Below are 20658 nucleotides of genomic sequence, written 5' to 3'. Positions count from 1 at the left end.
CGGGGCCGCCCTTTGGTATTCTATCGCGTTAACGCGTGGCTTTAGCCGTCAAAATCGACTTCTTCAACCAGCTTGAGCGCCTCAGCACGGTGGCCGGCGAGGGTCATCAGGTTCACGTCGTCAGCGGTGAATTCGCCCCAGCTCTGCACCAATGGGTCCGCTTCCATGCCCGGTGCAATCGGGTATTCGAAGTTGGCGGAGGCATAGACTTCCTGTGCTTTGGAGCCGGTCAGGAATTCCATCATCTTGATGGCGTTTTCCTTGTTGGGGGCGGCTTTGGTGAGCGCGATGCCGGAGATGTTCACATGGGTGCCGCCGTCCTCAAAGGTCGGGAAGACGATGTTCACGCTGTCGGCCCAGGCCTGCTGCTCAGTGTCTTTGAGCATTTTGCCCATGTAGTAGGTGTTGCCCACAGCGAGGTCACATTCGCCAGCCCAGATCGCTTTGACCTGTGCGCGGTCGTTACCTTGCGGCTTGCGCGCGAGGTTGTTTTTCACGCCTTCCAGCCAGGTCTTGGCTTCGACTTCGCCGTGATGCTCGATCACAGCGGAGGTCAGCGCGACGTTATAAGCATGGGTGCCGGAACGGGTGCAGATGCGGCCTTCCCATTTCGGGTCTGCCAGATCCTCATAGGTTGTGACTTCACCCTCTGCGACGCGGTCTTTGGAGGCGTAGACAATCCGTGCGCGGGTGGTCAGGCCAAACCAGTGGCCTTCCGGATCGCGGTAGGCTTCCGGCACATTGGCAGCGATCACGTCGCTGATCACAGGCTGGGTCACACCGGCCTCAACCACCGCATTCAGGCGGGAGATATCCACGGTCAGCACCAGATCGGCAGGGGAGCGGTCGCCCTCAGCCTGCAGACGCTCCACCATGCCTTTTTTGAGGTAGGCCACATTCACCTTGATGCCGGTCTCTTCGGTAAAGGCATCGGTCAGCGGCTTGATCAGCTCTGGCTGACGGTAGGAGTAGACGTTGACTTCATCAGCCATCGCCGGCGCAGCCACGGCCGCTGCGGCAAAAGCAAAAATGGAGGTGGAAAGCGCTTTGGTCATGTCATCCCTCACGGTGTCATGGTTTCGATGGGCTGCGTTAAATTTGAGTTTTTCAGTCAGGTCAATACCTGAACAAATTATTCAGGTTTGATATTTGCGTGAACGACGGCCCCTCAGCGCCAACGCCTGCGCCCATGTCCGGCGCAGGTTTCAGGGGCAAGCCGACCGCTCAGACGCGGGTTTTACCCCTGCCTTTTGGCCGCCTTCTCTTCGGCTTTGACCGCATCCCAGAGCGCATCCATCTCGGCCAGATCGCTTTGGTCCGGACGTTTGCCTTGGGCCGCAAGTTTGGCCTCAACCCCTTCAAAACGCCGCACAAATTTGGCGTTTGTGGCGCGCAGGGCGGCTTCGGGATCAATCTTGAGATGCCGTGCGAGATTGGCCATCACAAAGAGAAGATCGCCAAATTCTTCCTCGATCTCATCTTGGGTCAACCGGTCACGTGCCTCAGCAAGCTCACCGGCCTCTTCGACAATCTTATCAACCACTTGCTCGGTGTCAGGCCAGTCAAATCCCACCCGCGCGGCACGTTTTTGCAGCTTCACGGCGCGCAGCAAGGCTGGCAGGCCCAGAGCCACACCATCCAGCGTGCCCTCCTGCGCCTTCCCGGCACGCTCCGCCGCCTTCACCGTCTCCCAATCGCGGGTCTGCTGCTCGGCGGATTTGTCGCGGCTTTCATCGCCAAAGACATGCGGATGCCGCGCGACCATCTTGTCAGACATGGTGTCTGCCACCTGATCAAAGGTGAAAAGCCCCTGCTCAGCCGCCATCTGAGCGTGAAACACCGATTGAAACAGCAGATCGCCCAGCTCGCCTTTGAGTTCATCCCAGGCCTCACGCTCAATCGCATCGGCCACCTCATAGGCCTCCTCAATGGTGTAAGGCGCGATGGTGGCGAAATCCTGCTCGATATCCCAAGGGCAGCCATGGTCCGGATCCCGCAAACGGCGCATAATCTCCAAAAGGCGCGGCATGCCGCCATTGGGATCAAGGATAAGGGGGTCTTCGGCCATTGCGCTACGCTCCAGTCTTTGGTTTGGAGGCATCTGAGCGAATTGATGGAGGGGAGTCCAGACATGCCAATCGTGAATCGCATCGCAGATTACGCGGAAGAGATGAAAACATGGCGGCGTCACCTGCACGCCCACCCGGAGTTGGAATTTGACTGCGTGGAAACAGCGGCCTTTGTCGTGGAGCGTCTGAAAGAATTTGGCGTGGATGAAATCCACGAAGGCATCGCCAAAACCGGCGTGGTCGCGATCATCAATGGTGAGGGCGACGGCGAAACCATTGGTCTGCGCGCAGATATGGATGCCTTGCCCATGGATGAAATCACCGGCGCGGACCACGCCAGCACGGTCGCAGGCAAAATGCACGCCTGTGGTCATGACGGGCACACCACCATGCTGCTCGGGGCGGCCAAATACCTTGCTGAGACCCGCAATTTCTCCGGCCGTGTGGCATTGATCTTCCAACCGGCCGAAGAAGAAGGCGGCGGCGGCAACATCATGGTGCAGGAGGGCATGATGGAGCGCTTTGATGTCAAAGAAGTCTATGCGCTGCACAATGTGCCGGGACAGCCTCTGGGCAGCTTTCACACCACGCCGGGGCCGATCATGGCGGCAGTGGATACCTTCACCATCCACATTCAGGGCAAGGGCGGCCATGGGGCCTACCCGCAGGACACGGTTGATCCGGTGGTGGCTGCAGTGGCCATGGTCAATGCGATCCAGACCATTGTCAGCCGCAACCATGACACCCGCCAGCAGGCGGTGGTCTCGGTGACGCAAATCCATGCAGGCAGCGCCAACAATGTGATCCCCGACGGCGGCTTCATCAATGGCACCATCCGCACCTTTGACAAGGATGTGCAGGCGATGATCCACCGCCGCCTTGAGGAGATTTCCAAAGGCACCGCAGCCGCTTACGGGCTGGACGCGACGCTGGAGCTGGATGTGGATTACCCCGCCACAATCAACCACCCAAAGCAGACCCATTTTGCCGCCGATGTGGCCCGCGAGATCGCCGGGGAGGCCAACGTGGATGCCAATCAATGGATGGAAATGGGCGCGGAAGACTTCTCCTACATGCTGGAAGCGCGCCCCGGGGCCTATCTCTTCCTTGGTGCGGGCGAAGGCGCCGGGCTGCACCACCCTGCCTTTGATTTCAACGATGAGATCAGCCCGATTGGCGCGTCTTTCTTTGCCAAGCTCGTGGAAACGGCACAGCCACGCTGATCCACCCCAGATTTTAGGCAGCTGCTTCACAACAAGCCCTTCCGCAATCGGGAGGGCTTGACCTTTTTGTGTCCACAGACGAAATTTGATCAAATTTTCAGATGAGGACTCCCCATGGCGCTCGAAGATGCCAAAACCCAGGTCGACAATGCCTTCACGCGCAAAGCACCGCACGGATTGAGCTTTGAAAACACCTTTGGGGGGGCCACGTCCTTTCTGCGCCGCCGCTACAGCAAAGATCTGACAGGTGTCGACATCGCTGTGACCGGCGTGCCGTTTGACATGGCGGTGACCAACCGCCCCGGCACCCGCCTTGGCCCACGCGCCATCCGCGAAGCCAGCGCCATTCAGGCCTTTGATCCGCCCTATGGCTGGGGCTATGATCCGATGACCGAGCTCAGCATCGTGGACTATGGCGATCTGGCTTTTGACTATGCGCGGGTGATGGAGTTTCCGGACGCGCTGACCAGCCATATCCGCAGCATTCTGGAGACCGACACCGCCAGCATTGCGCTGGGGGGCGACCACTACATCACCTACCCGATCCTGAAGGCCTATGCCGAGAAGTTCGGCCCCATGAGCCTTTTGCAATTTGATGCCCACACAGACACTTGGGCCGATGATGAGCCCAACCGGATCGACCATGGCACCATGCTGTATAAGGCGGTGAAAGACGGGCTGGTGGATCCCTCACGCTCGGTTCAGGTGGGCATCCGCACCGAGAACCCCGACACGCTTGGCTTCAACATCATTGACGCGCGCGAAGTGCATGTGAGTGGCCCTGTGGCGGTGGCGGAGAAGATCAAAGGCATTCTGGGCGATCACCCGACCTATCTGACCTTTGACATCGACGGGCTTGATCCCGCCTTTGCGCCCGGCACCGGCACCCCGGTCTGGGGTGGTCTGTCGAGCGGTCAGGCCAGCATCATCCTGCGCGATATTGCCGGCATCAATATGGTGGGCGGCGATGTGGTTGAGGTGTCCCCGCCGTTTGACACCACAGGGGCAACCGCGGTGGCAGGTGCCCATGTGGCGCTCGAACTGATCTGTCTGTGGGGGTGGACGCGGCGGAAAGCTTGACGCGCGCCGCATCTGCTTTGATCTTGATCCACAACAGGCGCGGCAGCGTATCATGAAGGATGCGGGCGAAGACCTTGCCCGCAAACAAAAAACCACCTCTCACAGGAGACCGACGATGAGCTATATCTGGGTATTTTTTGCGGTGGTGGCGCTTCTGGCGATCTATGTGCGTGTGGCGCCGAGTGATCCGGCAAAATGGCATGTGGCTGCGCAATTTGATCAAAACAGCGACGGCGAAAACAGCGCCCGCCGGATTGTCGACACCGGCCCCGACGGCCTCACCCGACTAAACGAGATTGCGCTGAGCACGCCGCGCACAACGGTGCTCGCTGGCGCGCTGGAGGACGGCATGATCACCTATGTGACCCGCTCCAAACTGCTGTCTTATCCGGATTACACCACAGCCCAGCAAGTCGGTGACACGCTCAAGATCAACGCGCGCTCACGATTTGGGAAAAAGGACTTCGGTGTGAATGCCAAACGCATCGAGGCTTGGATCGCGGCTCTGGGGCAACGGGGATAGGTTGGAGCTGAGGCACCCGGGCGAGATTTCGCGCCACATCGGCACGTTCAGCGACATCTGACATTGCGCCATGAACATGCGCCCATCGACCTGCAAACAGATGGTTTCGCCCAGTTCGATCCGCTGCCCCTGTTTGTCGGTGCAATAGCAATCCACCGGCACACCGTTGATCATCCCATCCGCCATGGCGGGGGGCGCAAAGAGCATCATCACCACAAACAACCGTCTCATAAGGCCATGCTACACCAAAAGGCGGCCCTTGACCAAACCCCGAGATTGTCCCACTTAGCGACATGGTTCCGATAGAGCGACTACATCAGATCACCCAGCGTTTTGAGTTCCTTGAGGCGCAGATGGCCGAAGGCGGCGGCGACATTGCTGCGCTGGCCAAGGAATATGCCGATCTCAAGCCCGTGGTGGAGCAGATCGCGGCGTATCAGCGCCTGCTTTCCGACATTGAGGAAGCCGAAGAAATGCTCGGCGATCCCGATATGAAAGCGCTTGCCGAAGAAGAGCTGCCAGAGCTGCGTGCGGCTGTGCCCGAGGCAGAACACACCCTGCAGCTCGCGCTTTTGCCCAAAGATGCGGCAGACGCCCGCCCAGCCATTCTGGAAATCCGCCCCGGCACCGGCGGCGATGAGGCCGCGCTTTTTGCAGGTGACCTGCTGCGGATGTATCAGCGTTATGCCGAAGCGCGTGGTTGGAAACTTGAAATCCTTGAGGAAAACGCCACTGAGCTTGGCGGCATCAAAGAAGTGGTCGCCCATATCAAAGGCGAAAACGTCTTTGCGCGGATGAAGTTTGAATCCGGCGTACACCGCGTGCAGCGTGTGCCCACCACTGAAAGCGGCGGGCGCATCCATACCTCGGCGGCCACTGTCGCTGTGCTGCCGGAAGCGGAAGACGTGGACATTCAGATCGACGCCAGTGATATCCGCATCGACACCATGCGCGCCTCAGGCTCCGGCGGTCAGCACGTGAACACCACCGACTCGGCTGTGCGGATCACCCACCTGCCCACCGGCATCATCGTGACCAGCTCGGAAAAATCCCAGCACCGCAATCGCGAGATTGCCATGCAGGTGCTGAAAACCCGCCTGTTTGATCTGGAGCGTCAGCGCATTGCCGATGAGCGCGCCGCTGATCGGGCTGGCCAAGTGGGCTCGGGCGACCGCTCGGAGCGCATCCGCACCTACAACTTCCCTCAGGGCCGCATGACCGACCACCGCATCAACCTTACGCTTTATAAGCTGGATCAGGTGATGCAGGGCGATCTGGATGAAACCATCGATGCGCTCACCGCAGACGCACAGGCCGCAGCACTGGCGGAGATGGAAGGGTGAGCCTGACCATCGCTGACCTGGTCAAACAGGCGCAAAACTCTCTCACCGCTGGCGCAATTGACAGCGCCGCACGTGATGCACGGTTTCTGGTGGCCAAAGCGGTCGACATGCCTGCTGACCGGCTCACGCTTGAAGCGCGCAGCGACGCGACGTTGGCGCAGCAAACCGCCCTGCTCGGCCTTGTCGCCCGCCGCCTGTCGCGCGAGCCTTTGTCGCATATTCTGGGGACACGGGCCTTCTTCAATCACAGCTTTGCGGTCACCGCGGCGACGCTTGACCCGCGCCCGGAAACCGAGGCCTTGGTGCTTGAGGCGTTAAAGCGCCCCTTCAAATCCGTGCTGGATCTGGGCACAGGCACAGGCGCTATCGCGATTTCCCTATTGGCAGAGCGGCCCGATGCGCGCGGCACCGCCACAGATGTTTCCGCTGACGCGCTTGCGGTTGCACGTCAGAACGCAGATGCGATTGGTGTGACAGATCGGCTGACGCTGACAGAAAGCAATTGGTTTGCCGCCGTTGAAGGCATATTTGACCTCATCGTGTCCAACCCGCCTTATATCGCATTGGTTGAAATGGACGCCCTCGCACCGGAGCTGTCTTATGAGCCGCGCATCGCGCTGACGGATGAAGCGGACGGTCTCACGGCCTACCGCGCCATCACCAAAGGCGCGCCAGATCATCTTGCGCCCGCGGGTTGGCTGATGGTGGAAATCGGCTGGCAGCAGGGGCCGGATGTGGCCGCGCTTTTTCAGGAGGCCGGGTTGCGCAACGTCGCTGTGCTGCCCGATCTGGATGGGCGTGACCGCGTGGTGATCGGGCAAAAACGCCCAACATGACGAGATATTTTTGCAATTGAGCGCATTCTAGACAGAAAACCTCTTGTGTGAGAACCAAATGCGCCATATCAAGTTCATGTCCTTTTGCTGGATGCCCTATTTTCAGGGCCGTCCCGATCGGACACCAAGCCACAAATTGTCGCCCCCGGAAGACAGAGCGCACGAGGCGTGAAACGGGATGAGCGACCGCCATGGACCAAGGCTGGATTGCTGAAAACATGAGATCTTCGAAGTCACGTTCGCGGAATAAGTCAAACCGCAACCGTCCCTCCGGCAATATCGTCAACCGTGTGTTTGACAGTTCCGGCCCGGAAGGAAAAGTACGCGGCACCCCACAACAGGTGATCGACAAATACAACCAGCTGGCCCGCGACAGCCAGCTTTCCAATGACCGTGTTGCGACGGAGAACTTCCAGCAGCACGCAGAGCATTACCAGCGCATGCTGAACGAAGCGCAGCGCGAGCAAGAGGCGCGCCGCGAAGAGCAGGAACGCCAGAACCGTGAGCGTCAGGCAGAGCGGGATCGCGAACGCCGCGAGCGTATGGAACGCCAGGAACGCGAGGCCAACGGTGGCGAGGGCAAGGCCCAGCCGCAGGCGGACGAAGCGATGCCAACGGTGGACCCATCTGAGGCCGAACAGCCTGATCTGATCGTGGATGTGGCCGAAGAAAGCGCTCTGGTGGAAACCCCGGAAACGCAGCCGGAAGCGCCAAAGCCTGCGCCCAAGAAAGCCCCACGCAAGCGCGCGCCGCGCAAGAAGGCCCCTGCCCCGGCGGCAGAGGACGCCCCGGCGGAAGCCCCTGCGCCAGAAGCGGAAAGCAACGACGCGGCCGAATAAGCCAACTCCGTTAAAGACATCAAAAAAGCCCTCGGCGGAAATCCTCCCCCGAGGGCTTTTTCATTTGAAAGGTGCGCCGCGCTTAAACGGTGGCAAGCACCTGATCCACCATGGCCTGCGTGCCACGGGCCTGTTCCAGCGGCCAGAGATAAGCCTCGCCTGTCCGCAGCGCATGCCCAAAGGCCTCCACCTGCAGCACATAGTGGTTCACTCCGGGGAACCGCTCCACGCGGCGGCTTTGATCGGGCCGTGACAGCACCAGCTCCGCCTGATCAAACACGGCGGCATTGAAAGGACACGTCAGGCTCATCACCCCGGCGTCGCCATGAAAATGCACTTCCTGACGCGGGGCCATGCGGATGGCGGTGTAGCCCTGATAGGTGAAGCTGGGGAAGGTGAAGCTCATATCGGCAAAGAGGTCGATGCCGTTTTCCATCTGCACCCGCGTGTGATCGAGCGAGACCGGCTCCTCTCCGGTGACAAAACGCGCGCCGCCCAGCACGTAGCAGCCGATGTCGCGCAAGCCGCCGCCGCCAATATCAGCCTGATTGCGGATGTTGGCAGGGTCGTCATTGAAATAGGAAAACACCGCATTCACATGGCGCAGAGTGCTATGGCCCCCTCCTCCAGCAGCGCCTTGGCCCGCTGCCATTGCGGGTGATGCACAATCATGAAGGCTTCCGCCGCCAGAACACCGGCCTTGTCCCGCGCGGCGATCAGACGGTCGATCTCTGCCACATCCATGCCAATCGGCTTTTCGCAAAGCACCGCCTTACCGGCCTCAAGCGTTTTGATCGCCCATTCCACATGCAAATGGTTGGGCAACGGGATGTAGACCGCATCAATCTCCGGATCGGCGAGCAGTGCCTCATAGCTTGTGTGGTGACGCAGCCCCGGCGCAAAAGCTTCAAAGGCGGCAACTTTCTCCGCGCTGGAGCTCGCCACCGCCGCCAGCCGCGCGCCTTTGGCGGCATGGATCGCTGGCCCCATGTGATTGAGGGCAAAATTTGCCGCCCCGAGAATACCCCATCGAATGGTTTTATCAGACATGTTAGCGCTCCCTCCCTCTGATCGTGCAGAGCCTAGTCTCCGCTTTCCCTAGAGGCAACCGCCCGCATCATCTGTGAGATCACAGATCCATGAGCCAAGGTAGGCCGCAATGAAAAACGCCGACCCTGAAAGGACCGGCGCTCTTATCTGTGGGGTGTGTTTGCGCTTAGTTCACTGCCAGCATCCCGCGGCTGGAGGCCAGCTCGCGCATGCGCTTTTGCAGTTTTTCAAAGGCGCGCACTTCGATTTGGCGGATGCGTTCGCGGCTCACGTCATATTGGCCACTCAGGTCTTCCAGCGTCACCGCTTTATCCGCCAGACGGCGCTGGGTGAGAATGTCCTTCTCGCGGTCATTCAGCACATCCATCGCTTCAACCAACAGCTCACGGCGGGCAGCGAGCTCGTCCTTGGCCTCGTAATCCGCCGCCTGATCCGCGGTTTCATCTTCCAGCCAGTCCTGCCACTCCATGGTGCCTTCGCCCTCAGAGCCGACCTGTGCGTTCAGGGAGGCATCCCCGCCCGACAGACGCCGGTTCATCGAGATCACCTCTTCTTCGGTCACCCCAAGATCATTGGCGATGCGCTCCACGTTTTCAGGACGAAGATCGCCTTCTTCCAGCGCGCCGATGCGGGCCTTGGCCTTACGCAGGTTGAAGAACAGCTTCTTCTGCGCGCTGGTGGTGCCAAGTTTCACCATGGACCAGCTGCGCAGCACATATTCCTGAATGCTTGCGCGGATCCACCACATGGCATAGGTCGCCAGACGGAAGCCTTTTTCCGGATCAAACTTCTTGACCGCCTGCATCAGGCCCACATTGGCCTCAGAGATCACCTCCGCCTGAGGCAGGCCGTAGCCGCGATAGCCCATGGCGATCTTGGCCGCGAGACGCAGGTGCGAGGTCACCATTTTATGGGCCGCTGTCGCGTCCTGTTCCTCAACCCAGCGCTTGGCCAGCATGTATTCTTCTTCCGGCTCAAGGAGCGGGAATTTGCGAATTTCCTGCAAGTAACGGTTCAGACCGCCCTCTGGTGTCGGTGCGGGCAGGTTTGCATAATTTGCCATAAGTCTTGCCTCCCAATCGTATGTTTATCTGCTTAACATTGATCTAGGTCGCCAAATGCGTGTTTCAATAGGCAGATATGAATTTCTGACTCTCAGAGTAGGGTTTACTACGCGACCACACCAGCTTTAGACCAGTGTTTCACATGCATTTGCGCTTTGTTTCAAACGCATGGCTAGACCATCAGCCCCCTGCCAGGGCTACAAACTTAGCCGCGACCTCCTGCGCAAAGCTGGTTTTTCGCGCTGACAGCCCCACCACACGTGTCAAAGCCACGTCAACGCGCAGGGGGCGGATTTCGACCGCGGCATGTGCCGCCTCATGCGCCAGAGGCACCAGCGCGACGCCCAGCCCTGCGGCCACCAGATCCAACACCTGAAGGTCATTTAAGGCCCGCGCATGGGCCTCTGACACCACCATCGGTGCCACCCGCATCAAATCGGCATTCGGACAATAGGGGCGCAGAATTTGCGGCTCATTGGCAATATCCTCCAAACACAGGCTTTCCGCCGCAGCAAGCACATGCCCTTTGGGCAGGGCCACACCAAACTTATCCTCGCTCAGTTTGGAAAAACTGTGGCCTTTGGGCTGACAGCCTTCTGTCACCAAGGCCACATCCGCCTCTTCCACATTGTCGCAAAAGGCCAGCACCACCTGCGGCATGGCCTGTCTGAGCTGATGAAACAGCGGCATATAGGGCGCCATCAGCACATCCGGTTGGGCATAAACCCGCAGAACCTGCCGGGGTTTTGGCTTCAGACGATCAGGCAACCCTGCCAAAGTGGCGACAGAGGCGGAGGCCTCCTGATAAAGGCGCTGCCCCAGATCGGTTGGCGACAACCCGCGACGTTCCCGCAAGAACACCGCCCCCTCCAATGTAGCCTCAAGCTTTTGAATGGCGGCGGACACCGTGGGCTGGCTGACACCATTGACACGCGCCGCTGCGCTAAATGAGCCGGTTTCATAGGCGCTGACAAAATATGTGAGTGCGGTTAGCTCCACCATAGTCATTTTCTATATCAAATCTAGATTACACCTGAATTCCTTATACCTAAAAATCCTGCCATCCAAAACCTGTAATCATTTTGGGAGCACAGGAATGACCACCGCGATTGAGACGTTGTTGCAGAAGTTTGCTGAGGCGGATGCCAGCATGATCACGCTTCTTGCCGAAGACATCGATTTTCGGATTGACCACTATAAAGACGAGGCTGATGTGAGCTGGCAGGCGGGCAAAGGGTTGGCCGCATTGGGAGAGATACTGCAGCGCCTTGCTATGGAGGTGTTCCCCAAAGGCACCAAAGCACTGCGTATTGAAACCACAGCACTGGATCAGGAAGGCTGGCAGCTAACACGGTTTGAACAGGAATTTTTCTACGGGCTTGGCGGCTTTCCTTGCCGCAGCAGCACCTACATCCTGTCACATGAGGCGGATGGAAAGGTCGATTTCTTCCGCGAAACCGTCACCGAAATCATAGATTTGTCACAGGCGACACACTGAGGCGCAGCGGCCTCGCCGATGGTGACAACATGATCTGAGCCAACTGTATCTGACTCAGATCCTTGGGCTTTCACAGGCCAACCTGTGACCTTGCGCCGCTTCAGACCCCGCCGAGATCCTCAATCAACTGCGCCATATCCTCAGGCAAGGGCGCTTCAAACCGCAGCATCTCCCCTGTCACGGGGTGCTCAAAGCCCAGAACCGCGGCATGCAGCGCCTGACGGTCAAAACTCCGCGCGGCGGCTGCGCCTTTGACGCCGATTGCCTTTTCGGCCAGCTTGCGACGGCCACCATAGACCGGATCCCCGATCAGCCCGTGGCCGGCATGAGCCATATGCACGCGGATCTGGTGGGTGCGGCCGGTCTCAAGCCAGCATTCCACCAGACAGGCCACCGCCGGATTGCCAAATGGCTGCACGATCCGCACCCGCGTGACCGCATGGCGACCACCTTCAAACAGCACCGCCTGACGCTGTCGGTCTGTCTTGTGACGCGCCAGATGGGTGGTGATTTTCATGATGTTTCCGGATTCAAAATTTACGCCGCGCACACCACGCAGGCGTGGGTCATTGGCATCCGGCACCCCGTAGCACACCGCGCGGTAGTAACGCTCCACCGTGTGGGCCTCAAACTGCGCCGCAAGCCCCTGATGGGCCGCGTCTGTCTTGGCCACCACCAAGAGGCCGCTGGTTTCCTTGTCGATGCGATGCACAATGCCGGGGCGCTTCATGCCGCCCACGCCGGAAAGCGTGTCGCCGCAGTGATGCAGCAGCGCGTTCACCAAGGTGCCATTGGGCGTGCCCGGTGCCGGATGCACCACCATGCCCGCCGGCTTGTTGATCACAATGAGATCATCATCTTCCCAAATCACCTCCAGCGGAATGTCCTCTGGGCCGATGTGGCTGTCCTCGGCCACTGGCACGGTGATGACAACCGCATCGCCCTCTGCCACCTTGTGCTTCGGGTCGGTCACGGCACCCCCGTTGAGCGCCACGCCACCCTCAGAGATGAGTTTGGCAAGCCGGGTGCGGCTCAGGCTGGCTTCCACTGGCACATCACGCGAAAGCGCCTTATCAAGACGCTTGGGCGGGTCTTCCGCGATCACAAATTCTACAAGGGTTTCCGCCATGGAAGAGTCTCCGGAACCAATTGAGCCAACCAACCTGCGCTTTCTGCGCCTTCTGGTCACGGGCCTGACTGTGGTGATGATGGTGGGGCTTGTAACGGTGGTTGCGCTGATTGTCATGCGCTTCCGTGACGATGGGCCGATCCTGCCGGAAAACCTCACGCTGGACGGCGGTGCAGAGGCGCAGGCAGTCACCATGGGGGACGGCTGGGTGGCCATTGTGACCACAGACAACCGCATTTTGATTCACGACCGCATCACAGGTGCATTGCGCCAGGAGATTGCGCTGTCCGCAGGGGGTTTTGGCGCGTCTGTCAGCGAAGACTAGACGCTCAAAACCCAAACCGTACTGCCCCCACAGCCCAAAGAACGCCGAAAAACAAAAAAGCTCTCAGCCATAACAGCTGAGAGCTTTTTGATGGTACCGCCTCCCCGGCTCGAACGGGGGACCTCTGGATCCACAATCCAGCGCTCTAACCTACTGAGCTAAGGCGGCACTGTGAGGGGCGGTTTACAGATACCATTCGGGGGATGCAAGCACCTAAAACACGATTTCCCAGGTTTGTTCGACAAGATCGCATCCAAAGCTGTGCACCGGTCGTTCCGCCACACAGCGCCAGCCGTTTTTGGCGTATAAAGCGCAGGCTGCCTCATGGCTTTTGTGGGTCCAGAGCGTCATGCCCTCATAGCCGACGCCCCGCGCAAACCCCATGCAGGTGTCCAAAAGCCGTTGCCCCAAGCCAAAGCCGCGCGCCTCCGGCAGCACCAGAAACAGGCGCAGCTTGGCGAATCCCTCTCGGTCTGCGCGCACGCAGAAAACACATCCCAGCCGGTGTCCGTCGTGCTCGGCAATCCAGCCTGATTCTTTGCCGATCTCATGATAGACAAGAAATCCGCGGGCGATGTCTGCCACGAGGGGGCCAAAGCTGTCGTCAAACCCTTCTTCGCGCGCATAGAGCGTGGCGTGGCTTTCCACCAGCCAGTCCAGATCCTGCGCTGCAAACTTTCGGAAGGTGATTCCGTCATCCACTGCCCTGCCCCCCTTCAACCTCTCCACCACGCGCCTCACCACCGCAACCGCAAACCGCCAGATCCGCGCACAGCTTGCCTTTGGCGCAAGTTCACGCTACCGCAATCGGCACAACATGGAACCCCCAAGACCGACCACAAGACTGACCCCAAGGAGATCGCCATGGGCATCAACACCGAAAGCAACATCGAAGCCAACATGCAAATCGGCCCGACCGATCAGGGTTTTGTGCGCATCTATATCGAAGCCGGTGGCTTGGAGATCCCGATGGATTTTGACCCGGAAGAAGCCGAAGAAATCGCCGAAGAGATTCGCGCAGCCGCAGCCACGGCGCGTCAGGTTAAGTGATGCTGGTTAGGGGCGCTGCCCCTGCCACATCTGCGATGTGGCTACCCCGGGATACTTTAAGAATGAGAAGCCTGAGCGGCTTCAGGCGCGCTCAGCTCAGGATCTCTCCCGGGCCTTTGAGTTCAAAGGCTTTGATCTCAAATCGTAAAACCCATTGCGGTAACCGCGCTCTGCCCGCGCGATCAGGCCCTTTCCTCCGCCTCATCAGGCAAGGCTGAAAGCTTGGGATCGCGATAGCGCTGCAGGCGCCGCGCCGCATCCATGGCAAATTTCTGGATCATCTTTTTACGCCGCGCCGGAGCCAGTTTTTCTTCGGGCCCCATGCGAATGATCTCCGCATCATAGGCATCTGCAAAGATCAGCCCCGTGCCCTCCGGCAAAAGTTCGGTCGGGAAATCCGTGTCCACCGCCCAGAAATAGCGGTCGCCCCACTCAAGATAGCCCTGCCACTTTTTGTCGGTCTGAAAATCTTCGCGGCTGGATTTGCACTCAATCACCCAAAGCTCCCCTTTGGGCCCCAAGGCCATCACATCCACGCGCAGACCGCGGGCGGGCACAAATTCCTCAACAGAGACAAAGCCATGGCTGCGCAGATGGCGGCTGACACCACGCGCGAGGCGCTGTCCGGGTTGCAAATTCTCTTCCATGCTCACAGCGTGAACATATAGAGAACATAATTTCAAGCTTTGATTTGAAGAGACGCAGGCGGGCCACCCCTTGTCTTTGCGCGGGTGCAGGCATAGATAGGTCAGCGGCGGGTGCTGCCCTTCTCGTGATACGGTTGCATTCCGGTGGCCTTAAGCAATTCCGAGGGAGCTGGCTCTGTCCTGGTCCTGGCCTGGTTACCTGGCGCCCACCTGTATATACAGGTCCTCGGGAATGAGATAACCCCACGGCTGCGTTTGCGGGCCCGCCACTTTACGCCACTGTGAAAAGAGCCTCGATAGCGTGAACGAGCTTGGTTAAGTCTGCCGCATAAAATCCTGCCGCGTTTATGCTATTTGTTTCGATGATATGGTGTATGTCGCCAATTTGGCAGACATCCATGACATAGGCGGATGCATAACCCGCATTTTTCTGTGCCATCTCGCGCCCGAAACGTAGAGCCTCCTCTGTGATGTCGTGCACATAGTCCACACGACCCGCTTGTTTGTAACGGGAATACGTCACCAACTGATCATCAACGATCCAAAGACGCCACTCTGTATCAATCTCCTTTGGCGCGGAGAACATGACATTTGTATCCGGTCGCAGTGAACCGATTGGAAGTTGCTCTTCTGGCAGGTTGGAAACCCGATGCGCCAGCTGCGCAATTTCTCCAGCCTGCATAACGCGTCCGGGAATCTCTTTGCTGTCCTCAACAGGCCGCAAAAACCAGTACTGCGCCGGATCCCACAAGAAAGCAGGGCAATCCGCAAAGCGCATCACCCGAGCCTCAGGTCCGTTTAACAAGAATGGATGCCACACTTCTTGATCCAAGAAGGGAGCAATTCGAATGACGCCCGGTTGCAAGCCCTGTGCTTCGGCGTATTTCCACATGCTATAAGCGCCAAACATGACGACAGAGCGCGGATCTTTGATCACCGGCGCAGGTGTGAGATCGCCAACAAACGGCACTATTTTGTGCCAGCTAATGTCGCGTCCCATCGCGAGCAAAACTTCGCCCAACTTCTCTGTGTCTTCAAAGTCTTGAAGCAACCACTGCATCAATTTTCTCTCAAATGGCATGCGCTATGCGCCGTTTTTTTTCTGCTTGCGGACGATATCCAATACAGCGGGCGATGCAACTCAAGCTTGACACAATACCAAAAGGTACCACATATTTATAGTACCAAATGGTATCACATAAGAGACTCCCATGCCCGATCCCCTCCAACCTGTCTTCCGCGCTTTGGGTGACCCCACCCGTCGCGATATTCTGCGCATGTTGGGGGACACCCCGATGACCATCGCGGAAGTGTCTGATCATTTTGACATGACCCGCGCTGCCGTGAAGAAGCACCTTGTCGTGCTTTCAGACGGCGGGTTGATCACAGTGACCCCGCGTGGGCGCGAAAAAGTAAATGCGCTCAATCCCTTGGCGCTCAAACCTGCTTTGGATTGGTTGGGGTGGTTTGACCAATTCTGGGACGCGCGCCTGACCGCACTCAAGACCGCCATCGAAACCGACATCCAAAAGGAGACTGACAATGACGCTGGACAGCACAATGGCTGAACTTTCCCAAGACACGACCATTCGCAAATCCGTCTTCCTCGCGGTGCCCAAAGACCGCGTTTGGGCGTTTCTCACCAAGTCGGAGCTGCTGGGCAAATGGTTCCACCCTTCCGATGCGGATCTCACGGTTGGTGAAGACTACACGCTGCGTTCCCAGAAAGACGGCGACCGCATGTGCTGGGGCAAGGTGATTGAAGCCAAACCCCATGACTACATGAAATGGGATTTCACCGTGGGGCCTATGGAGGGCAAGATGAGCACCGTGGAATGGGAGCTGAAGGACGCCCCCGGTGGCACGCGCCTGACGCTCACCCACTCTGGCCTGCCCAAGGATTTGGACGGCTTTGGTCTCGTCCTGGCGCTCGACAAAGGCTGGCACGGCTTCCTGCTCAACCTGCACGACGTGCAGTGATGCCAACAAAAAAGCGCCCTTGGAGGGGCGCTTCGCTGCGATCTACTGTGGCCTGAGATCAGCGGCGGATCTGGCGCTGTTGAGGTGTGCGGCGATCCACTTTGACCGGCACCGGCTCTGCCAGCATCACCGGCATCATCTGGCGCTTGCCGCCACCGGGCTGATCGTCGTCTTTCAGTCGCATGATGGCGATGCCAAACTGCACGCCGGCGAACACGATGCCATTCAGCACCCACATCACCACCAGCGCAATCGCGCCTTCAGAGCTGCTGCTCACCAGATGCCAGAGATTGGCCACGTTGAAATACATCAGCATCCCGACAAACACGGCGGACAAGGCAAACCCAATCGCGACCTGACGAATGTAAAGAGAGATAAGCTTTGGCATGGCAGTGCCTCCTTTCGCTCATTAAACGACAGCCTGTCAGAAACGGCAAGCCAATCCGGCGCGACATATTTGTCCTACGACACGTCACACAGCATACGCCTGCGCGCGCGTCGCGGATCACCTTGGCGCGCGAAGGTTAACAGCCGATTAATGAGTTGGAGAAAGCAAGGAGGCGCTTAGAACGCCTCCGGTTTGGCCTCACGCGCCATGTGATCCAGCACCGCATTCACAAAGCGGGATTCCTTGCCGTCGGGGAAGAAGGCCGCAGCAATGCCGACATATTCGGTGATCACCACCTTGGGTGGGGTCTCACTTTGCAGGATCTCGGCACCCGCCGCACGGAACAGCGCGCGCAGGGTCGGGTCAATCCGGTCAATCGGCCATTTTGCCACCAGCGCGCGGTCGGTCATCTGGTCAATTGGCGCCTGATAGTTCACCGCATCTTCAAGGGTTTTGCGGAACAGCTCCACATCGCCCTCGATCATATCCGTGCCATCATCCACCTCGGCGCCAAACCGGTGGTCCAGAAACTCCACCCGCACCTGATCTACGGTCTGGTGTGAGCTTTCCATCTGAAACAGCGCCTGCACCGTATAGAGCCGGGAGGCGGATTTCATCTTACGTTTCTGGTTACCTGAAAGGGTCATGCCGTTGGATTGTCCTTGAGTTGACCAGCGATCTTGAGTTCTTCGGTGTCGGGCAAAAAGCCGACTCCCTTGCGCTGAGCGCCCCACTTACGGCTCAACGCCACAAGATGCAAGGCCGCAGCGGCCGCACCGCCACCTTTGTTCTGATCTTCCGGATCGGCGCGCACCTCGGCCTGCTTGCGGTTCTCCACCGTCAGGATGCCATTGCCGATACACAGCCCCTGCAGCCCCAGAAGCTGGATCGCGCGGCTGCTGTCGTTACAGACTGTTTCGTAATGGGTGGTCTCGCCCCGGATCACACAGCCCAGCGCCACGTAACCGTCAAAGTTGCTCATGCGCTCGGCAATGCCAATCGCCGTGGGGATCTCCAGCGCGCCGGGCACTTCGACCACCTCATAGGTGCCGCCTGCGGCTTCGATCTCCGCCACAGCGCCCGCCAGCATATTGTCAGCGATGTCCTTGTAGTAAGGCGACATCACGATGGCGAGCTTGACCGGCTTGTCGAACTCTGCGCGCGGCATGATGTAGTGTTTTTCTGCGCCTGCCATGGTCTTATCCTTCCGAGAGAATGGGGCGTGTGCCCACGATGGACAGCCCATAGGCGTCCAGTCCGAGATATTTGGTTTCCGGGCTGTCGGTCAGCAGGATCAGCTCCTTGCAACCGAGGTTGGAGAGGATCTGCGCCCCAAGCCCTGTGCGTTTCACAATGCGCGGGCCTTCGTCTTCATCGGCATAAAGGCTGTGGCGCACTTCGCGGAACAGGCAGACCACGCCGCGGCCTTCCTCGGCAATCTTGCGCATCGCCGTGGGCAGCTCGTTGACCGATTTTGGCCCAAGGCCTAGCACATCTCCCGCCTCATGCAGTGCATGGGTGCGCGACAGAACCGGCTCAGGCGTGGTGATATCGCCTTTGATCATCACCACATGCTCGATGCCGTGGATCTGATCGGTGAAGATGCGCATCTCCCAATCGCCGCCATATTCCGAGGTCACGGTCTCACGGGAGGTTTCCACCACCTCATTGTCCACCCGTGAACGATAGGCAATCAGGTCGCTGATCGTGCCGATCTTCAGGTCGTGCTTTTGGGCAAATTCCACCAGTTCCGGCAGGCGGGACATGGTGCCGTCCTCGTTCATGATCTCACAGATCATCGCGCTGGGGTGACAGCCTGCGAGGCGTGAAATATCCACCGAGGCTTCGGTGTGACCGGCGCGCACCAGCACACCGCCACGCTTGGCGCGCAGCGGGAAGACATGCCCCGGTGTGGCAATCGCCGCCATGGTGTTCTGCTCATTGATCGCGGTGGCAATGGTCAACGCGCGGTCTGCGGCGGAAATCCCGGTGCTCACCCCCTCACGCGCCTCAATCGACACGGTGAAAGCGGTCTCGTGCCGAGAGGAGTTGTTCACCGCCATCATCGGCAGCCCCAGAGTGTCAATCCGCTCAGCGGTCATAGGCAGGCAGATCAGCCCGCGCCCATGAGTGGCCATGAAGTTGACCGCCGCCGCGTCGGCGAATTCGGCCGGGATGATCAGATCCCCTTCGTTTTCACGATCCTCATGGTCCACAAGGATATACATCTTGCCATTGCGCGCCTCTGCAATGATCTCCTCAATCGGGCTGATCGCATCACGCAGGCTTTGCTCAACGGGGCCGGGCTGTTCAAAAGACATCTGTCATCTCCGCACTGTTGCCGCCCAGATAGCCCATGCGTGCTCTGAATGAAAGTGCAGGAACGGCGACCCTGGGTGCAAAATCGCCCTCCTATGTCCCCAGAGCTTGCCCCGGAAAGCCACCCAGGCTTCTCATTCTTCAAATATCCCGGGGGTGTGCTTGCGCTTTGCGCAAGTGAGGGGGCTGGCCCCCTGCCCCGGTTTGCGCATAGGCTCTCCCTTAAGAAGAGGACAGACCATGCGCATAAACCGACTGATCACCGCTGTTGAAGCCCATGCCGAAGGCGAACCCGGGCGCGTCATTACCGGCGGCGTTCCTCATTTTCCCGGCAACACTGTGTTTGAGCGCATGAGCTATATGCAGGCCCATCACGACGATATCCGCCTCAAGATGCTGCGTGAGCCGCGCGGCAACCCGGGCCTCTGCTGCAATGTGATTGTGCCGCCCTGTCATCCGGACGCCGACATGGGGTTCATCATCATGGAGCAGCAGGAATACCCGCCGATGTCCGGCTCCAACACGATCTGTGTGGTCACCGTGCTTCTGGAAACCGGCATCCTGCCAATGGTGGAGCCTGTGACCGAGCTGACCTTGGAAGCCCCCGCAGGGCTTATCAAAGTCACCGCCACCTGTAGGGATGGCAAAGTCACCTCGGTCAGCTTTGAAAACGTGCCGGCCTTTGCCGTGCATCTGGATGCAAAGGTCGAAGTGGCAGGCCTTGGCACGGTCACTGTGGATGTGGCCTGGGGTGGCATGTTCTTTGTTCTGGCGGAGGCCGCGAAACTGGGGGTGGATCTCTCCGGTGACAATGGCGGGCAAATCCTGCGCGTCAGCGAAGCCATTCGGCACGCCACCGCAGAGCAGCTCCCCGTTGTGCATCCCGACAACCCCGCGATCACCGGCCCTACCATCACCAATCTCTGGGGGCCACCGATTGATCCGGCCACCCACGGGCGCGGGGCCATCACAATTTCCACCGGCCCGTTTGATCCCGCGCGGCCCGAAGCGGCCAGCGGCATTCTGGACCGCTCCCCCTGTGGCACGGGCACCTGCGCAAAGATGGCGGTGATGCATGCGCGCGGCCAGCTGGCTGTGGGTCAGGACTATGTGAACGCAGGCCCGCTGGGCACCACCTTCACCGGGCGTATTCTGCGCGAAACCACGGTTGGGCCTTACAAAGCCATCGTGCCGAGCCTGTCTGGCCAGGGCTGGATCTACGGCACCGCAAACTACACGCTGGACCCCAGCGATCCGTTCCCCAACGGCTTTACCGTTGGCGATATGTGGTGAGG

Annotated in this window: 25 protein-coding genes, 1 tRNA gene and 1 pseudogene; 12 read left to right on the top strand and 15 right to left on the bottom strand. The window is 59.1% G+C overall.

Going from position 1 to position 20658, the window contains the following annotated elements; genetic code table 11:
• Positions 1-41 precede the first annotated feature (41 nt).
• A complete protein-coding gene (locus ACO07T_RS11650) occupies positions 42-1055 on the bottom strand; it encodes a Fe(3+) ABC transporter substrate-binding protein (protein ID WP_422049557.1) in 1014 nt (337 codons plus the stop codon).
• Between the two features lie 182 nt (positions 1056-1237).
• Complete coding sequence (mazG, locus tag ACO07T_RS11645; RefSeq protein ID WP_422049556.1) at positions 1238-2068, bottom strand: nucleoside triphosphate pyrophosphohydrolase; 831 nt, start codon at positions 2066-2068, stop codon at positions 1238-1240.
• 63 nt (positions 2069-2131) lie between these two features.
• Here mazG and ACO07T_RS11640 point away from each other — a divergent pair, with 63 nt between their 5' ends.
• From ACO07T_RS11640 to ACO07T_RS11630, 3 genes are all read left to right on the top strand, one after another.
• A complete protein-coding gene (locus ACO07T_RS11640) occupies positions 2132-3292 on the top strand; it encodes a M20 aminoacylase family protein (RefSeq protein WP_422049555.1) in 1161 nt (386 codons plus the stop codon).
• Positions 3293-3406: 114 nt separating this feature from the next.
• Positions 3407-4372 (top strand): agmatinase, encoded by a 966-nt coding sequence (gene speB / locus ACO07T_RS11635; RefSeq protein WP_422049554.1) that lies wholly within the window; start codon positions 3407-3409, stop codon positions 4370-4372.
• Positions 4373-4487: 115 nt separating this feature from the next.
• Positions 4488-4895, top strand: a complete 408-nt coding sequence (locus ACO07T_RS11630) for a DUF1499 domain-containing protein (RefSeq protein ID WP_422049553.1) — start codon at positions 4488-4490, stop codon at positions 4893-4895.
• Here the strand turns inward: ACO07T_RS11630 and ACO07T_RS11625 are convergent.
• Positions 4815-5126 carry a hypothetical protein gene (locus tag ACO07T_RS11625; protein ID WP_209078100.1) on the bottom strand — a complete coding sequence of 104 codons (312 nt, stop codon included), beginning with the start codon at positions 5124-5126 and terminating at the stop codon, positions 4815-4817. The genes ACO07T_RS11630 and ACO07T_RS11625 overlap by 81 nt on opposite strands.
• A 62-nt stretch (positions 5127-5188) precedes the next feature.
• On the opposite strand from ACO07T_RS11625, the gene prfA reads away from it, so the two are divergent.
• The 3 genes from prfA to ACO07T_RS11610 all read left to right on the top strand — a co-directional run bounded on the left by prfA (position 5189) and on the right by ACO07T_RS11610 (position 7913).
• The gene (prfA, locus tag ACO07T_RS11620) at positions 5189-6238 is read left to right on the top strand and encodes a peptide chain release factor 1 (RefSeq protein ID WP_422049552.1); all 1050 of its coding nucleotides are present in this window, start codon (positions 5189-5191) and stop codon (positions 6236-6238) included.
• Entirely contained in the window at positions 6235-7074 is an 840-nt protein-coding gene (prmC, locus tag ACO07T_RS11615; protein ID WP_422049551.1) for a peptide chain release factor N(5)-glutamine methyltransferase, read from the top strand. Before prfA ends, prmC begins: the two co-directional genes overlap by 4 nt.
• Positions 7075-7265: 191 nt before the next feature.
• Entirely contained in the window at positions 7266-7913 is a 648-nt protein-coding gene (locus ACO07T_RS11610; protein WP_422049550.1) for a DUF4167 domain-containing protein, read from the top strand.
• Between the two features lie 82 nt (positions 7914-7995).
• On the opposite strand, the pseudogene ACO07T_RS11605 reads toward ACO07T_RS11610, so the two are convergent.
• The 3 genes and pseudogenes from ACO07T_RS11605 to ACO07T_RS11595 form a co-directional block, all read right to left on the bottom strand.
• Positions 7996-8963 (bottom strand): annotated as a pseudogene (locus ACO07T_RS11605) (Gfo/Idh/MocA family protein).
• A 166-nt stretch (positions 8964-9129) separates the two neighbouring features.
• Positions 9130-10026: an RNA polymerase sigma factor RpoH gene (gene rpoH / locus ACO07T_RS11600; RefSeq protein ID WP_422049549.1), complete on the bottom strand. Its 897-nt coding sequence runs from the start codon at positions 10024-10026 to the stop codon at positions 9130-9132.
• Between the two features lie 181 nt (positions 10027-10207).
• Positions 10208-11029, bottom strand: a complete 822-nt coding sequence (locus ACO07T_RS11595; protein ID WP_422049548.1) for a LysR family transcriptional regulator — start codon at positions 11027-11029, stop codon at positions 10208-10210.
• 94 nt (positions 11030-11123) lie between these two features.
• On the opposite strand from ACO07T_RS11595, the gene ACO07T_RS11590 reads away from it, so the two are divergent.
• Positions 11124-11525 (top strand): hypothetical protein, encoded by a 402-nt coding sequence (locus ACO07T_RS11590; protein ID WP_422049547.1) that lies wholly within the window; start codon positions 11124-11126, stop codon positions 11523-11525.
• Positions 11526-11625: 100 nt separating this feature from the next.
• Here the strand turns inward: ACO07T_RS11590 and ACO07T_RS11585 are convergent, their stop codons facing one another.
• A complete protein-coding gene (locus ACO07T_RS11585) occupies positions 11626-12654 on the bottom strand; it encodes an RluA family pseudouridine synthase (RefSeq protein WP_422049546.1) in 1029 nt (342 codons plus the stop codon).
• Between ACO07T_RS11585 and ACO07T_RS11580 the strand changes: the two genes are divergently transcribed.
• Entirely contained in the window at positions 12653-12979 is a 327-nt protein-coding gene (locus tag ACO07T_RS11580) for a DUF6476 family protein (protein ID WP_422049545.1), read from the top strand. The genes ACO07T_RS11585 and ACO07T_RS11580 overlap by 2 nt on opposite strands.
• Positions 12980-13070: 91 nt before the next feature.
• Here ACO07T_RS11580 and ACO07T_RS11575 read toward each other — a convergent pair.
• Positions 13071-13147: transfer RNA gene (locus ACO07T_RS11575), tRNA-His, on the bottom strand.
• 45 nt (positions 13148-13192) lie between these two features.
• Entirely contained in the window at positions 13193-13681 is a 489-nt protein-coding gene (locus tag ACO07T_RS11570; RefSeq protein WP_422049544.1) for a GNAT family N-acetyltransferase, read from the bottom strand.
• A 162-nt stretch (positions 13682-13843) separates the two neighbouring features.
• Here ACO07T_RS11570 and ACO07T_RS11565 point away from each other — a divergent pair, with 162 nt between their 5' ends.
• Positions 13844-14029, top strand: a complete 186-nt coding sequence (locus ACO07T_RS11565; RefSeq protein WP_209060708.1) for a DUF6324 family protein — start codon at positions 13844-13846, stop codon at positions 14027-14029.
• A gap of 182 nt (positions 14030-14211) precedes the next feature.
• Here ACO07T_RS11565 and ACO07T_RS11560 read toward each other — a convergent pair whose 3' ends face one another.
• Both ACO07T_RS11560 and ACO07T_RS11555 read right to left on the bottom strand, forming a co-directional pair.
• On the bottom strand, positions 14212-14676 hold the full coding sequence (locus ACO07T_RS11560) for an MmcB family DNA repair protein (RefSeq protein ID WP_422049543.1): 465 nt from the start codon (positions 14674-14676) through the stop codon (positions 14212-14214).
• 271 nt (positions 14677-14947) lie between these two features.
• Complete coding sequence (locus ACO07T_RS11555; RefSeq protein ID WP_422049542.1) at positions 14948-15736, bottom strand: ATP-grasp domain-containing protein; 789 nt, start codon at positions 15734-15736, stop codon at positions 14948-14950.
• A 151-nt stretch (positions 15737-15887) separates the two neighbouring features.
• Between ACO07T_RS11555 and ACO07T_RS11550 the strand changes: the two genes are divergently transcribed.
• Both ACO07T_RS11550 and ACO07T_RS11545 read left to right on the top strand, forming a co-directional pair.
• Complete coding sequence (locus tag ACO07T_RS11550; protein ID WP_422049541.1) at positions 15888-16244, top strand: ArsR/SmtB family transcription factor; 357 nt, start codon at positions 15888-15890, stop codon at positions 16242-16244.
• Entirely contained in the window at positions 16219-16656 is a 438-nt protein-coding gene (locus tag ACO07T_RS11545) for an SRPBCC family protein (RefSeq protein ID WP_422049540.1), read from the top strand. Before ACO07T_RS11550 ends, ACO07T_RS11545 begins: the two co-directional genes overlap by 26 nt.
• Before the next feature lie 58 nt (positions 16657-16714).
• On the opposite strand, the gene ACO07T_RS11540 is transcribed toward ACO07T_RS11545, so the two are convergent.
• From ACO07T_RS11540 to ribB, 4 genes are all read right to left on the bottom strand, one after another.
• Entirely contained in the window at positions 16715-17044 is a 330-nt protein-coding gene (locus tag ACO07T_RS11540; protein ID WP_209083670.1) for a hypothetical protein, read from the bottom strand.
• 176 nt (positions 17045-17220) lie between these two features.
• On the bottom strand, positions 17221-17691 hold the full coding sequence (gene nusB / locus ACO07T_RS11535) for a transcription antitermination factor NusB (protein ID WP_422049539.1): 471 nt from the start codon (positions 17689-17691) through the stop codon (positions 17221-17223).
• Entirely contained in the window at positions 17688-18239 is a 552-nt protein-coding gene (locus tag ACO07T_RS11530; protein WP_209060723.1) for a 6,7-dimethyl-8-ribityllumazine synthase, read from the bottom strand. The genes nusB and ACO07T_RS11530 overlap by 4 nt, the downstream gene beginning before the upstream one ends.
• A gap of 4 nt (positions 18240-18243) precedes the next feature.
• Complete coding sequence (gene ribB, locus ACO07T_RS11525; protein ID WP_422049538.1) at positions 18244-19365, bottom strand: 3,4-dihydroxy-2-butanone-4-phosphate synthase; 1122 nt, start codon at positions 19363-19365, stop codon at positions 18244-18246.
• 238 nt (positions 19366-19603) lie between these two features.
• Here ribB and ACO07T_RS11520 point away from each other — a divergent pair, with 238 nt between their 5' ends.
• Positions 19604-20656 (top strand): proline racemase family protein, encoded by a 1053-nt coding sequence (locus tag ACO07T_RS11520; protein ID WP_422049537.1) that lies wholly within the window; start codon positions 19604-19606, stop codon positions 20654-20656.
• Positions 20657-20658: the final 2 nt, after the last annotated feature.

The organism is Shimia sp., assembly GCF_965227725.1.
Lineage (GTDB): Bacteria > Pseudomonadota > Alphaproteobacteria > Rhodobacterales > Rhodobacteraceae > Shimia.
This window is presented reverse-complemented; position numbering and strand designations above follow the sequence as displayed.